This window comes from Actinomadura sp. WAC 06369 (assembly GCF_003947565.1).
GTDB lineage: Bacteria > Actinomycetota > Actinomycetes > Streptosporangiales > Streptosporangiaceae > Spirillospora > Spirillospora rifamycini.
Genome location: NZ_QHJN01000194.1, coordinates 1 through 13,703 on the forward strand (window position 1 = coordinate 1; position 13,703 = coordinate 13,703).

Below are 13,703 nucleotides of genomic sequence, written 5' to 3' on the forward strand. Positions count from 1 at the left end.
CGCGGATGGGGGTGAGGCGGCACCAGGTGCGGGGCTCGGCGAGGTAGCGGCCCTGCGAGAGGAGCAGTTCGGTGAGGCGCTTGCCCTCGATGACGGGGCGGGTCGCGAGCCAGGTGAGGACGCCGGGCGGGACGATGTAGACGACGTGCCACGGGGACTCGAAGGGCACGCCGACGAGTTGCAGCATCACGATCCAGGGCACGAACACGCCGAGGAACACGCCGATCTGGACGAGCGGCAGCGGCATCGGGAGCCGCAGGTCGTACAGCTTGTACAACCGCTTCTCGATGCGCCAGATGTTCGTGTACGTGGGTAGATCCACGCCCCTACTCCCCTATGGATGCGAGCACGGTCTCCGGGTCAGCTGCCGTCCACTCCCAGTGCGGTGGCGATCGCCTTGGCAGCGGTCTCGATGATCTGGGGCACGTAGAAGACGATGGCGATGCCGATCGCCAGGACGATGAACTGCGCGAACCGGGTGATCTCACGGGTGAACAGGAAGAAGATCGCCACGATGGAGACGGTGACGAGGAAGAGCGGGCCGAAGAATCCGCGGAGCCAGCTGGCGAGTCCGTCCGGATCGAAGGAGTCGTCGGGTGCCGCCAGGATCTCGGGCGGAATCGACGCCATGAGGTGGTGCAGCATCGACTTACCTTCCTGGTTCGGCGTGGGGGGACGGGCGGGCGTTCATCTCGCGGCCTTTCATGACGGGTCGGGATCGGTGGTGCCGCGGATGTCCTTGACGTACCAGGTCGCGTCCTTGCGCACCATGTCGAGTTCGTATGCCTGCTCGAGTTCGCCGCCGGCGACGCGCCAGACGACGCTCGCGGTGACGGTGCGGGCGCCGGCCGAGCCCTGCGGGGCGACGACCTCGGCGACGCGGAGGAACTCGACCGAGCGGGCGAGGCCGCTGATGGGGCTGCCCGCGGCGAACCGGGACAGGGCGGTGGTGTCGCTGCGCGCGTACGCCTGGAAGAACGTCACGAGGATGGGCTGGAGTTCGCCTTCGAGGGGGGTGTCGCGCGGTGCGGCCTCCTGCTGCGGCAGTGCGGCCTTCGCGGGCGGGGGGAGCAGCGCGGGACGGGCGGCGACGACGAGCGCGCCGGACTCGTTCGCGTAGACGGGGACGGCGAGGCGCAGCCACTTGTCGCCGGTGCGGGCGAGGAGGGTGACGGTGGCGTTGCGCGCGTCGCGCGCCTGCACGCCCGCGACCTGCACGGACTGGACCTGCAGCGTTCCGGTTCCGTTCCAGCCGAATTGCGGGTCGGCGCCCTCGGGCAGGAACGTGCGCAATTGGGTCTGGCGGTCCGCGGCGTTCTCCTGGTCGTAATTCAGATAGACGTTGGCGAACTGCAGGGCGAATGCCCCGGCGGCGCTGGTCGGGAACTGGGCGCGTTCGGGGGACGACTTGGGCGCGGCGGCCGTGTCGGGGGCGTCCGCGGCGGTGAAGCGTTCGAAGGGGGCGCGGATCCCGTTGACGAGGATGACGATGATCAGGGCCCAGAGGACGGCGCGGCCCGTCCAGACCCACCAGCGGCCGCCGGATCCGGACCAGCGGCCGCCGCGCGGGCCGCCGCGGCCCCGGTCGTCCGGGACCTCCCACGGGTCGACGGACAGACCCGGCGCCGCGGTCTCGTCGACCACGGCGGTGTCACGGCCGCGTTTCACGGCCGACCTGCGAGCCATCCTGCCTCCGCTCGCGCCTCGCCCCAAGGTCGGCGCGCTCTGATTGCCTGGTCCAGATGTTGCGCGGTGGTCCTTTCCGAACCCACCCCGGGCCCAGCGTAACCACGAGCGTCAATTGTTCCAGCGCATCCGAGCGAAGCACAGCCCCGGCACGCGGTTGTGGATAATGCGATCCACCTCAGCAGGAACGGGAAGGATTGCCAAACGGTGACGATCCCCTATCCCTGCCTCCGATCAGCGCGTCCCGGGCGCAATCGGACGAGCGTCGCGAGTCACACGTTTTGCCAGCGTCCGCGGTGCGTGTCCGGGCCGATCGGCCGGCGCGGCCGCCGCGCCGGCCGTCCGGCGCCTCCCGGCGGCGGGCTCAGACGTTGAAGCGGAACTCCACGACGTCGCCGTCCTGCATGACGTACTCCTTGCCCTCCATGCGGACCTTGCCGGCGGTCCGGGCGGCCGCCATGGAGCCCGCGGCGGTCAGGTCGTCGAAGGAGACGATCTCGGCCTTGATGAAGCCGCGCTGGAAGTCGGTGTGGATGACGCCCGCGGCCTCGGGCGCGGTGGCGCCCTTGCGGATCGTCCACGCGCGCGACTCCTTCGGGCCGGCGGTGAGGTAGGTCTGCAGGCCGAGCGTGTCGAACCCGATGCGGACGAGCTGCGACAGGCCCGACTCCTCCTGCCCCATGCCCTGCAGGAGTTCGAGGGCCTCGTCGTCGGGCAGCTCGATCAGCTCGGCCTCGATCTTGGCGTCGAGGAAGATCGCCTCGGCGGGGGCGACGAGGTCGCGCAGGCGGGTGCGCAGGGACTCGTCCGTCAGCTCGCCCTCGTCCAGGTTGAAGACGTAGAGGAACGGCTTGGCGGTGAGGAGGTGCAGCTCGCGGAGGAGCGCCGGGTCGATGCCGGCCTTGTCGGCGCCGGCGAAGATCGTGACGCCCTCGTTGAGGAGCTTCTGCGCGGCGGTGACGGCGTCGACGACGGCGAGCTGGTTCTTGTCCTTCTTGGTCCGGGCCTCCTTCTCGAGGCGCGGCAGGGCCTTCTCGATCGTCTGCAGGTCGGCCAGGATCAGCTCGGTGTTGATCGTGTCGATGTCGCGGGACGGGGCGACCTCGCCGTCCACGTGCGTGACGTCGGGGTCCTCGAAGGCGCGGATGACCTGGCAGATCGCGTTCGTCTCGCGGATGTTGGCGAGGAACTTGTTGCCGAGGCCCTGGCCTTCGGACGCGCCCTTGACGATGCCCGCGATGTCGACGAACTCCATCGTCGCGGGGATGGTCTTCGCCGAGCCGAAGATCCCGGCGAGCGCGCCCAGCCGCGGGTCGGGCACCCCGACCACGCCGACGTTGGGCTCGATGGTCGCGAACGGGTAGTTGGCGGCCAGCGCGTCGTTCTTGGTCAGCGCGTTGAACAGGGTGGACTTGCCGACGTTGGGCAGCCCGACGATTCCGATGGAGAGGCTCACGGCCGTCAAGTTTACGAGCCCGGACGCACCGCACCGTGCGGGGCGGCGCCGCCGATCGGCCGAGCCCGTCCGCGAGCCCGTCCCCGCGCCCGTCCCCGGGCACCGGGCGGCGGGCCGTCGGCAGTGCGCCGATTGTCCGCCGTGCCGCCGTTACCGGCGCGTCGCGGTCGCGGTTCGCGGCCGCGCTGTCACGATGAACGGATGGACCTCGCGCTGCTCGCCGGCCTCGTCGTCGGGGCCGCCTTCGGCGTGGTCGCCGGATGGGCCCTGGCGATGGGACGGCAGGGCGCGCTGATCGCGCGGGCCCGCGCGGCGGAGGAGAAGCTCGCCTATGCCGAGGAGCGGATGGCCGAGCATTTCGAGAACCTGTCGGCGCGCGCGCTGGACGCCAGCAACGCCCGCTTCCTGGAGCTGGCCGACGCGCGGCTGAAGGCGGCGGGGGCCGAGGCGGCGGGCGAGCTGGAGCGGCGGCAGCAGGCGGTCGAGCACCTGGTCGGGCCGCTGCGGGAGACGCTCGCCAAGGTCGAGGAGCAGCTCCGCGAGGTGGAGACGGGCCGCCGCGAGTCCCACGCGATGCTCGCCAAGCAGGTCGACTTCGTGCGGCAGAGCTCCGAGCAGCTCGGCCGCGAGACGCGCACGCTGGTGCGGGCGCTGCAGCGGCCGGAGGCGCGGGGACGCTGGGGCGAGCTGCAGCTGCGGCGGGTCGTGGAGCTCGCGGGCATGACGCACCACTGCGACTTCGACGAGCAGGCGAGCGCGGTGACGCCGGACGGGACGGTGCGGCCCGACCTGGTCGTGCGGCTCGCCGGCGGCAAGAGCATCGTCGTCGACTCGAAGGTGTCGCTCGCCGCCTACCTGCAGGCCGCCGAGAGCGGCGACCCGGTGCGGCTCGACGCGCACGCCCGCCACCTGCGCGACCACGTCGACCGGCTGGCCGCGAAGTCGTACTGGCAGGCGTTCAGCCCGGCGCCGGAGTTCGTGGTCCTGTTCATCCCGGGCGAGGCGTTCCTGGCGCCCGCGCTGGACCGCGATCCCGAACTGCTGGAGTACGCGATGCGGCGCCGCGTCCACATCGCCACCCCCACGACCCTCATCACGATGCTGCGGACGGCTTCGTACGCGTGGCAGCAGGCCGCGCTTTCCCGCAACGCGCGGGCCGTGTTCGACCTCGGCAAAGAACTGTACGAGCGGCTGAGCACGATGGGGCAGCACGTAGACGAACTGGGCCGCGCGCTCACCGGCGCGGTGAAGTCCTACAACCGGACGGTCGGGTCGCTGGAGACGCGGGTGCTCGTCAGCGCGCGGCGTCTGAACGACCTGGGCGTCGTCGACGGTTCGCTGGACGGCCCACGGCCGGTGGAGGAGAGCCCGCGCGCGCTTTCGGCGGCGGAGCTCAACGGGCAGGACGACCCGTACAACGGGGTTCCGGACGGCGAGGCCCCATACGGCGGCGATTCGCGCGACGATGTCACCCGAGACGATGCCTCTCGAGAAGACGGCCCTCGAACAGATGACGTCGCCCGGGGCGATGATGCTCGGGGCGATGTCCCGCGGGCGGAGGCACGCCGAGCCGGGCTCTCCCGGGGGCCGGTCGCGCGGGACGAGGGCGACGCTTCGCGCGAGGGCTCCCGGCAGTACGGCACCTGGGCCGTCCCCGGGCAGAGCGATCGGCGAGAGAGGTGGCAATGAGCACATCGACGGCACGCGACGCCCCTGGCGACACGCCGCCGACGCACCGCGGGGCGGGGCGGCGGCGGGGCGGGCCGCAGCGGCGGTCGCGGGCGTCCGGCGGCCGGGCGTCCGGGTCCCGCTCGGCGGCGCCGACCGGTCCGGTGACGCTGACCGGGCGCGGCGGCATCGTCGTGGTGTTCGGGACGGCCGTGCTGTGCGGGCTGCTGTCGCGCTGGCTCGACATGCCGCTGCTCGCGGGGGCCGGCTTCACGGTGGGCTGCGTGCTCGCCGCGCTCGCCACCCGCCCGGCGGACCTGCTGGCGCTGGCCGTCAGCCCGCCGCTGGTGTTCTTCCTCGCCACCCTGGTCGCGGTGCTCGTCACCACGGTGGGGCAGGGGTCGCTGCTGCGCGGCGTCGCCGTCGGGGTGCTGACCGCCCTGGCCGGGACCGCGCCGTGGCTGTTCCTCGGCACGCTGCTGGTGCTGCTGATCACGCTGCCGCGCGGGCTCCCGACGAACGTACGGGAGCTGCGCGACAAGCTCGCGGGCGTCCGGCTGTTCGAGGAGGAGGAGAACGAGAACCCGGTCCGGTGGGACGAGTCCCCGTCCTCCCCCGCCGCGCGCGCGCCGCGGCATGGAGACGCGGACTGACCCGTGCCGTCAGACGGGCGTGATGCGCAGGTCCTTGCGGAGTTCCTTCGGCAGGGAGAAGCGCATGCGCTCCTCGACGGACTCGATCTCCTCGGCCTCGCCGTAGCCGCGCTCGGCGAGCCAGGCCAGGACGCCCTGCACGAGCTCGTCCGGGACGGACGCGCCGCTCGTCACGCCGACGGTGCTGACGCCGTCGAGCCACGCGGGGTCGATCTGCTCGGCGTAGTCGACGAGGTGGGCGTCGTCCGCGCCGTGCTCCTTGGCGACCTCGACGAGCCGCACGGAGTTCGAGGAGTTGGTGGAGCCGACCACGATGACGAGCTGGGACTGCGCGGCCATCTCCTTGACGGCGGTCTGCCGGTTCTGGGTGGCGTAGCAGATGTCGTCGGACGGCGGGTCCGTCAGCTTGGGGAACCGCTCGCGGAGCTTCTCGACGGTGGCGATGGTCTCGTCGACCGAGAGGGTGGTCTGCGACAGCCACGCGACCCGCTCGGGGTCGCGGACCCGCACGTTCGCGACGTCCTCGGGCCCGTCGACCAGGTGGATGTGGTCGGGCGCCTCGCCGGAGGTGCCGATGACCTCCTCGTGCCCCTCGTGGCCGATGAGGAGGATGTCGTAGTCCTGCGCGGCGAACCGGACGGCCTCCTTGTGCACCTTCGTGACCAGCGGGCACGTGGCGTCGATGGTGCGCAGGTCCAGCTTGCGGGCCTCGTCGTGGACGACCGGCGCGACGCCGTGCGCCGAGAAGACCACGATCGACCCCTCGGGGACCTCCTCGGTCTCGTCCACGAAGATCGCGCCGCGTTCCTCCAGCGTCTTCACCACGTGGACGTTGTGGACGATCTGCTTGCGGACGTAGATCGGGGCCCCGTACTTCTCGAGGGCGATCTCGACCGTCTGCACGGCCCGGTCGACTCCGGCGCAGTAACCGCGCGGCTTGGCGAGCAGGACGCGGCCCCGCGTACCCGTGGGCGCGGTGCTGGCGGGCTGGGTGTTGGCGGTCATGCCCCCATCGTACGAGTCGCCGCCCGGGTCCCGTGCCCGGTGGTGAGGCGTGCCGCGCGGACGCGGAAGCCCGCGGCGCAAGGGTTCCGGCCGCATTGTGACCGACGGCACGCCGTTTTTGGACAGAAAGACAAGACCCGGGGTGACCGTGATCGCACCCATGGGGCAGAGTGAGTTTCGACGACCGTACGTGTGCTCCCGAGTTCCCTGATAAGGACGGCAGGAAGAGGAAAGACCATGACGAGATCGCCATCGCCGCGCCGCCTCAAGCAGCAGGTTCAGGACACGGTGGGCGAGCAGGTCCGCGACCTCCCGCTGCACGCCGTCCGGCTGGCCATGTTCGGTGTCGGCCGGGCGCTGCTGCTCGGCGACCGCGTGACCCGCGACTACAAGGAGATCACCGAGGGCGGCGGCGTGAAGCCGGTGATCGGGCGGCTCCGCGACGATGTCCAGCACACCGCGGAGAAGGTCGTCGGCACCGTGGTGGAGCGCGTCCGCGGCGAGCAGGCCGAGCCCGAGCCCGAGCCGGAGCCCGTGCGGCCCCGGCGCACCCGTCCGGCGCGGCCGTCGCGCCCGTCGGCGGCGCGCGAGGACGGCGCCGCCGCGCGGCGCCGGCCGGACAAGGAGATCTCGGTCGGCAAGCCGGGCGCGTCGGACGGGCCGGTGGCGAAGCCGGCGCCGTCGCCGCGGCCGTCGGCGCCGCGGCCGGAGCCCGCGCCGCAGGCCGAGCCCGCGGCCCCGCCCGTCCCCGAGGACGGCCCGGCGCCCGAGGTCGCCGCGACCGCGGCGCCCGACGCCCCGGCGCCGGAGCCCGCCGAGCCGGAGGCCGCGCAGCCGGAGGCCGCGCAGCCCGAGGACGAGTTCACGCCGCGTCCCGAGTCGCGTCCGGCCGCGCAGAGCGAGGCCGAGCACGTCGCCGAGAGCCTGCCGGTGCCGAACTACGACGAGGCGACCCTGCCGCAGCTGCGCGCGCGCCTGCGCGGGCTGTCGGTGGAGCAGGTGAAGCTCCTGCGCGAGTACGAGCGGACCCACGCGGGCCGCGAGGACATCATCAAGATGTACGAGCGCCGCATCGCCAAGCTGAACGGCCAGAGCTGACGCCGGCGAGACATGGAGAACGGCCCGGGAGGCGGACCTCCCGGGCCGTTCCCTTTCCCGTCGGCGTCAGGCCGGGGCGGGGGCGTCCCGGAACGCGTGGTCGACGTCGACGCGCTCCAGCGGCGCCAGGTGGCGGCGCCGCGCCGCGAGGACGCCGATCGCGACGGCGCACGCGGCGGCGCCGGCGATGTACGGCAGGTGCGGGTCGACCTCCTCGGCGAGCTTCGTCGCGAAGTAGGGGGCGAGGGCGCCGCCCATCCAGCGGACGAAGTTGTACCCGGCGGACGCGACGGGCCGCGGGCTGTCGGAGACCTCCATCGCCGCCTCGGTGAACGCGGTGTTGTTCAGGCCGATCGGGATGCCGGACAGGATCGTGCAGACGATGATCCCGTCGTGCCCGAGGAACGCGAGGCCGACCTGGAACAGGATCAGCAGCGCCAGCCCCAGGTACATCACTCGGACCGTTCCAATACGACGCTGCAGCGCGGGCGCGCCGAACACCGACGCGAGCGCCACCATCACGCCCCAGCCGAAGAACACCAGGCCGATGCCGTGGGCGCTCATCCCGAGGACGAACGGGGTGAACGCGAGCACGGTGAAGAAGGCGTAGTTGTAGAACAGCGCGGTGAACGCGGTCGTGGACAGGCCGCCGTGGGCGAGCGCGCGGATCGGCGCGGTCAGCCCGGTCTTGCGCGCCGGCGGCGGGGTCGCCCGCAGCAGCGTCGTGATCAGCAGGAAGCCGGCGGCCATCAGGACGGCGGTGCCGAAGAACGGGAACCGCCAGTTCAGGTCGCCGAGCAGCGCGCCGACGAGCGGGCCGAGCGAGATGCCGAGGCCGAGCGCGGCCTCGTACAGGATGATGGCCTTCTCGGCGCCGCCGCTGGCCGCGCCGACGATGACGGCGAGCGCGGTGGCGACGAACAGCGCGTTGCCGAGGCCCCAGCCGGCGCGGAAGCCGACGAGCTGCCCGACGGTGCCGGACGTCCCGGCGAGCGCGGCGAACACGACGACGAGCGCGAGCCCGATGAGCAGGGTCTTCTTGCCGCCGATCCGGCTGGACACCCAGCCGGTGACCAGCATCGCGACGGCGGTGATCAGGAAGTAGCTGGTGAACAGCAGCGAGACCTGGCTGGGCGTGGCGTCCAGGTTCTCGGCGATCGCGGGCAGGATGGGGTCGACCAGCCCGATGCCCATGAAGGCGACGACGGCGGCGAAGGCGGTCGCCCACACCGACATGGGCTGGCGCAGGATGCCGCCCCGTCCGCCGCCTTCGGCGCGGTGCGCCTCCGGGGGCCGTGCGTGCATGGGTCTTTCCTCTCAGGCGTTCAACCGGCCGAGAAGAGCTTGTCGAGCGCGGGCAGCGCCGCGGCGACGGCCGCGCGCTCCGCGCCGGTCAGTTCCGCGAACCGTTCGGCCAGGTAGCCGATCCGGCGCTCGCGCCCGTCCGTGAGGACGTCCCGTCCAATCGCGGTGAGCAGGGCGGTGACGACGCGGGCGTCCGAGCCGTCCCGGCCGCGCTCCACGAGCCCGTCGCGTTCGAGCCGGTTGATCTGCGCGGTCATCGTCGGCAGCCGGACGCCGTGCTCGGCGGCCAGCTCGGTCATCCGCCGCGGCCCGTGCTCCAGGGAGCCGAGCACGGACAGCTGCTGGGCGGTGACCGGCTGGTCGGCGGTCGCGCGGCGCAGCATCAGCACGACGTGCCGGAGCCGCAGGTTCAGCTGCTCGGCGAGCTCGCGTTCGGGAACGGTCACGGTCTCTCCTCGATTACTTAGCCAGACTAAGTTAGTGGAGCTAACTTTTGAAGGGACGGGCCGTGTCTCCCGCGTCACACGCATAGGCTGCCGGGCATGGCGATGGAGACGACGGCCGAATCCCCGGTTCCGGTGCGGACGGTCCTGCAGGCGGTCGGCGGCTGGATCGGCAAGCTGGGCCGCATCTGGGTCGAGGGGCAGATCACCGACCTCAACGCCCGCGGCGGCACCGTCTACATGACGCTGCGCGACCCGGTGGCGAACATGTCGGTGCGGCTCGTCGGGCAGCGCGGCGTCGTCGAGGCGGCCGGGCCCGCCGTCACCGACGGCGCGCGCGTCGTCGTCCACGCCAAACCGGACTTCTGGATCAACCGGGGCACCTTCTCGCTCAGCGTGCTGGAGATCCGGCCCGTCGGCGTCGGCGAGCTGCTGGCCCGCCTGGAACGCCTCAAGAAGACCCTCGCCGCCGAGGGCCTGTTCCGGCCCGAGCGCAAGCGCCCGCTGCCGTTCCTGCCCGGCCGGATCGGGCTGATCTGCGGGCGCGACTCCGACGCCGAGCACGACGTCCTGCAGAACGCGCGGCGCCGCTGGCCCGCGGTCGCGTTCCGCGTGGAGAACACCGCCGTGCAGGGCACCTACGCGGTCGGCGAGGTGATGGCCGCGCTGCGCGCGCTGGACGCGGATCCCGAGATCGATGTGATCATCATCGCGCGCGGCGGGGGCGCGATGGAAGACCTGCTGCCGTTCTCCGACGAGGCGCTCGTCCGCGCCGTCTCCGCCGCCCGCACCCCGGTCGTCAGCGCCATCGGCCACGAGCAGGACACCCCGCTGCTCGACCTCGTCGCCGACGTCCGCGCCTCCACCCCGACCGACGCGGCGAAGAAGGCCGTCCCGGACGTCCGCGAGCAGCTCCAGCTCGTCCGGCAGCTCCGCGACCGGGGGCGCCGGTGCCTCGCGGGCGGCGTGGAACGCGAGCTCGCGTGGCTGAAGTCCGTCCGGTCGCGGCCCGCGCTGGCCGACCCGGTGCGGGAGATCGAACGGCAGTCCGAGCAGGTCGCCGCGCTGCGCGACCGGGCCCGGCGGTGCCTGTCCGGCGCGCTCGACCGGGCCGGCGACGAGCTGTCGCACACCCGGGCCCGCCTCCTCGCCCTCTCCCCCGCCGCGACCCTCGACCGCGGGTACGCGATCGTCCAGCGGGCGGACGGCGCCGTCGTGCGGGACGCCGCGTCCGTGCGGCCCGGCGAGGACCTCGCGGTGCGCGTCGCGTCCGGACGGCTCGGGGTGACCGCCGCGGGTCCCCTCGACGACTAGGGTGGGGCGGGTGTCGGAGCAGGAGGAGAGGGCGGCGAGGCCCTCGTACGAGCAGGCCCGCGACGAGCTGGCCGACGTGGTGAAGCGGCTGGAGGCCGGCGGCCTCACCCTGGAGGAGTCGCTCGCGCTGTGGGAGCGCGGCGAGAAGCTCGCCGCGCTCTGCGAGGAGTGGCTCGAAGGCGCCCGCGCCCGGCTCGCCGCCGCGATGGCGCAGCCCGAGGACGGCGGCACCGGCGCGCCGTTCTGACGTCAGGGGGCGCCGGGGGACGCGCTCGGCGACGCGGGGCTCGACGCGTTCAGCCCGCCGCCCTTCGGCTGCTCCTTGAGCGACCCGGCCAGCACCGCCAGCTCCTCGTAGGGGGCGGTCCCGGTCACCACGAGGCTCACCCCGCCCGGCAGCGTGAGCGCCAGCGAGTTCGCCTCCTTGTCCGCCCGGTGGTACTTCTGCCACGTCTGCCCGGCGACCTGCATCGTCCCCAGCGGCTTGCTGCTGTTGGTCATCCGCGGGACGTACTCGGACGCCTTCTCGTTGCTCTGCTCGAGCGCCGCGTAGTGGTCGTCCGGCGTCACGAACCCCAGGTGCCACGCGACCGGCTCGCCGCTCCCGCCGTCCAGTCCGTGCACCCGCGAGCTCGTCGGGCGCCACCCCGCGGGCAGCCCCTCGGGGGCCCGCACCGTGAACGGGGCGTCGTTGCGCATCACCCAGAGCTGCGAGCCGTAGTCGACGGTCGGCAGGATCTGCTCGTCCGCCCGCGGCGTCACGACGTAGATCATCAGGGCGAGGATCAGCGACGCGCCCATCGCCAGCGAGAAACCGCCGATCCCGGTGGTGAGCCGCTTGTGCACGCCCGGGCTGACCGGGATCGGCTCCGGCCCGGAAGGAGCCGCCTCGGTCACGGTGTCAGGGGTCTTGTCGGTCACCCTTTCAGGATCCCCTACGGTGGCGGCTGCTCTAGACAGGGGGTGCGGTACGCGGGTTGCGGATCGTGCCGACGATCCCCATGATCTCGGCGGCGAGCCGCCGCGCGGCGTCCTCGTCCTCCATCAGTGAGATGTCCGACACCGCGCCGGCCATCGCGCCCGTCAGCACCATCACCAGCGCCTCGTCCACGCCGCCGTCCGCGGTGTGGAACAGCGCCGCGTTCCGGCGGGCCCACTTGCCGAGCCGCTGCCGCATCGCGCGGTCGAACCCCGGCGGGCCGTCCCCGGAGATGAACAGCCGCGAGACGTCCCGCTCCTCCAGGCAGCCGTCGAGGTAGGCGCCCGCGCCGGCGATGAACTGCCGCATCGGGTCGGTCTCCCCGGCCTCCCGCACCGCGTTGATCGCCTTGCGGGTGCGCTCCTGCTGCCGGGCCTGGAACTCCTCGAACAGCGTCAGGTACAGGTCGGCCTTGCCGTTGAAGTGGTGGTACAGGCTGCCGACGCTGGCCCCGGCCTTCGCGACGATGTCGGTCACCGCGGCCTGCGCGAACCCGGACTCGCAGAAGACGTCCCGTGCCGCGGCCAGCAGGGCCCCGCGCGTCGCGGCCCCCCGGTCGGACGTCCGCGCGGGCGTCCCGGCGGCGCCGTTCTGTGTCACCTCGCCGGAGGGAACGTCGATGTCGCTGCTCATGAGCCCAGAGATTACGCCCTCTCCCGGTGGGAAACGATCCCTTGCCCGGAGGACCGTCCGATTCCCGGTGCCGGTTCGCTCCGGACTCCGGCTGGTCTGGTCCAATTTGTGGCCCGGCGTCGGCCAACGGAGAATCCGAGTGACCATCGACCGAAAGGGCCGCCGCGACATGTCCGATGAAACCACCGTCTCCTCCCCGCTGACGACCGATCCGGCGGCGCCCGACCGCAACCTGGCGATGGAACTGGTCCGGGTGACCGAGGCCGCCGCCATGGCCGCCGCCCGCTGGGTGGGGCGCGGGGACAAGAACGGTGCCGACGGCGCCGCCGTCAACGCGATGCGCCAGCTGATCAACACCGTGTCCATGAAGGGCGTCGTCGTGATCGGCGAGGGCGAGAAGGACAACGCCCCGATGCTCTACAACGGCGAGGAGGTCGGGGACGGCGGCGGCGCCGAGTGCGACGTCGCGGTGGACCCGGTCGACGGCACCCGCCTCACCGCCCTCGGCATGAGCAACGCGATCGCCGTCCTGTCCGTCGCGCCGCGCGGGTCGATGTTCGACCCGTCCGCCGTGTTCTACATGGAGAAGCTGGTCACCGGGCCCGAGGCCGCCGACGTCGTCGACATCGAGCGCCCGATCGGCGACAACATCCGCGCGATCGCCCGCGCGAAGGGCTCGGCGCCGAACGACGTGACCGTCTGCATCCTGGACCGCCCGCGGCACGAGGGCATCGTCAAGGAGGTCCGCGAGGCGGGCGCGCGCATCAAGTTCATCATGGACGGCGACGTGGCCGGCGCGATCATGGCGTCCCGTCCCGGCACCGGCGTGGACCTCCTCCTCGGCATCGGCGGCACCCCCGAGGGCATCATCGCCGCCTGCGCGATCAAGGCGCTCGGCGGGGTGATCCAGGGCCGGCTGTGGCCGAAGGACGACGAGGAGCGCCAGAAGGCGGTCGACGCGGGCCACGACCTCAGCCGCGTCCTGACGACCGACGACCTCGTCACGTCCGACGACGTCTTCTTCGCCGCCACGGGCATCACCGACGGCGAGCTCGTCGACGGCGTCCGGTACGACAAGGGCACCGCGATCACGCACTCCCTCGTCATGCGCTCCCGCAGCGGCACGATCCGCACCGTCTCGAGCGAGCACAAGCTGTCGAAGCTGCGGGCCTACAGCGCGATCAACTTCGACGCCGCGGTCTGACGCCACGAGGCCCGGCCTGCTCGCCCCGCGGCCCGCAGGCCGGGCCGGACCCCCGCCGCCGCCCGCGCAGAAGAAGCCCCCGGTGGCCGCCAAATCCCCCCGGACGAGCGCCGCAGCCGGGTGTCGTGGAGAGGCGGGGCCTCCGGGCGGGTCAGTTGCCGGTCAGGCGGTTCCGGAAGCGTTGGCGGAGCGTGCGCTTGGGGGCGCGGGCGCGGACGGAGCCGAACAGCATCGTGCCCGCGACCTCGATGGTGGGGCC

General features: G+C 72.8%; 15 protein-coding genes. 6 read left to right on the plus strand and 9 right to left on the minus strand.

Annotation, left to right across the window (positions count from 1 at the left end; translation table 11 throughout):
• The 4 genes from DMH08_RS34070 to ychF form a co-directional block, all read right to left on the minus strand.
• Positions 1–322: conjugal transfer protein (locus DMH08_RS34070; RefSeq protein WP_148108623.1), on the minus strand; the 322-nt coding region annotated here is incomplete at its 3' end.
• A 38-nt stretch (positions 323–360) separates the two neighbouring features.
• Positions 361–645, minus strand: coding sequence for a hypothetical protein (locus DMH08_RS34075; RefSeq protein WP_026402157.1), 285 nt, complete (start codon positions 643–645; stop codon positions 361–363).
• A gap of 57 nt (positions 646–702) precedes the next feature.
• Entirely contained in the window at positions 703–1,686 is a 984-nt protein-coding gene (locus tag DMH08_RS34080; protein ID WP_034517664.1) for a conjugal transfer protein, read from the minus strand.
• 364 nt (positions 1,687–2,050) lie between these two features.
• On the minus strand, positions 2,051–3,142 hold the full coding sequence (ychF, locus tag DMH08_RS34085) for a redox-regulated ATPase YchF (protein WP_026402159.1): 1,092 nt from the start codon (positions 3,140–3,142) through the stop codon (positions 2,051–2,053).
• A 201-nt stretch (positions 3,143–3,343) separates the two neighbouring features.
• On the opposite strand from ychF, the gene DMH08_RS34090 reads away from it, so the two are divergent.
• Positions 3,344–4,831 (plus strand): DNA recombination protein RmuC, encoded by a 1,488-nt coding sequence (locus tag DMH08_RS34090; protein WP_125620171.1) that lies wholly within the window; start codon positions 3,344–3,346, stop codon positions 4,829–4,831.
• Complete coding sequence (locus tag DMH08_RS34095) at positions 4,828–5,463, plus strand: DUF6542 domain-containing protein (protein WP_233617974.1); 636 nt, start codon at positions 4,828–4,830, stop codon at positions 5,461–5,463. Before DMH08_RS34090 ends, DMH08_RS34095 begins: the two co-directional genes overlap by 4 nt.
• Positions 5,464–5,472: 9 nt before the next feature.
• On the opposite strand, the gene DMH08_RS34100 is transcribed toward DMH08_RS34095, so the two are convergent.
• Positions 5,473–6,468, minus strand: a complete 996-nt coding sequence (locus DMH08_RS34100; RefSeq protein ID WP_051300570.1) for a 4-hydroxy-3-methylbut-2-enyl diphosphate reductase — start codon at positions 6,466–6,468, stop codon at positions 5,473–5,475.
• 237 nt (positions 6,469–6,705) lie between these two features.
• Between DMH08_RS34100 and DMH08_RS34105 the strand changes: the two genes are divergently transcribed.
• Positions 6,706–7,566 carry a hypothetical protein gene (locus DMH08_RS34105; RefSeq protein WP_125620173.1) on the plus strand — a complete coding sequence of 287 codons (861 nt, stop codon included), beginning with the start codon at positions 6,706–6,708 and terminating at the stop codon, positions 7,564–7,566.
• Between the two features lie 66 nt (positions 7,567–7,632).
• Here the strand turns inward: DMH08_RS34105 and DMH08_RS34110 are convergent, their stop codons facing one another.
• On the minus strand, positions 7,633–8,871 hold the full coding sequence (locus DMH08_RS34110) for an MFS transporter (protein WP_125620175.1): 1,239 nt from the start codon (positions 8,869–8,871) through the stop codon (positions 7,633–7,635).
• 20 nt (positions 8,872–8,891) lie between these two features.
• Positions 8,892–9,317: a MarR family winged helix-turn-helix transcriptional regulator gene (locus DMH08_RS34115; protein ID WP_325052966.1), complete on the minus strand. Its 426-nt coding sequence runs from the start codon at positions 9,315–9,317 to the stop codon at positions 8,892–8,894.
• Positions 9,318–9,413: 96 nt separating this feature from the next.
• On the opposite strand from DMH08_RS34115, the gene xseA reads away from it, so the two are divergent.
• Together xseA and DMH08_RS34125 are read left to right on the plus strand one after the other, a co-directional pair.
• A complete protein-coding gene (gene xseA / locus DMH08_RS34120; RefSeq protein WP_125620179.1) occupies positions 9,414–10,628 on the plus strand; it encodes an exodeoxyribonuclease VII large subunit in 1,215 nt (404 codons plus the stop codon).
• 10 nt (positions 10,629–10,638) lie between these two features.
• The gene (locus DMH08_RS34125) at positions 10,639–10,875 is read left to right on the plus strand and encodes an exodeoxyribonuclease VII small subunit (protein WP_034517733.1); all 237 of its coding nucleotides are present in this window, start codon (positions 10,639–10,641) and stop codon (positions 10,873–10,875) included.
• A 2-nt stretch (positions 10,876–10,877) separates the two neighbouring features.
• Here the strand turns inward: DMH08_RS34125 and DMH08_RS34130 are convergent, their stop codons facing one another.
• Both DMH08_RS34130 and DMH08_RS34135 read right to left on the minus strand, forming a co-directional pair.
• Positions 10,878–11,549, minus strand: coding sequence for a DUF4245 domain-containing protein (locus tag DMH08_RS34130; RefSeq protein WP_233617975.1), 672 nt, complete (start codon positions 11,547–11,549; stop codon positions 10,878–10,880).
• 31 nt (positions 11,550–11,580) lie between these two features.
• Positions 11,581–12,240 (minus strand): TetR/AcrR family transcriptional regulator, encoded by a 660-nt coding sequence (locus tag DMH08_RS34135; RefSeq protein ID WP_125620181.1) that lies wholly within the window; start codon positions 12,238–12,240, stop codon positions 11,581–11,583.
• Between the two features lie 169 nt (positions 12,241–12,409).
• Between DMH08_RS34135 and glpX the strand changes: the two genes are divergently transcribed.
• Positions 12,410–13,444 carry a class II fructose-bisphosphatase gene (glpX, locus tag DMH08_RS34140; RefSeq protein WP_026402164.1) on the plus strand — a complete coding sequence of 345 codons (1,035 nt, stop codon included), beginning with the start codon at positions 12,410–12,412 and terminating at the stop codon, positions 13,442–13,444.
• The last annotated feature ends 259 nt before the right edge of the window (positions 13,445–13,703 follow it).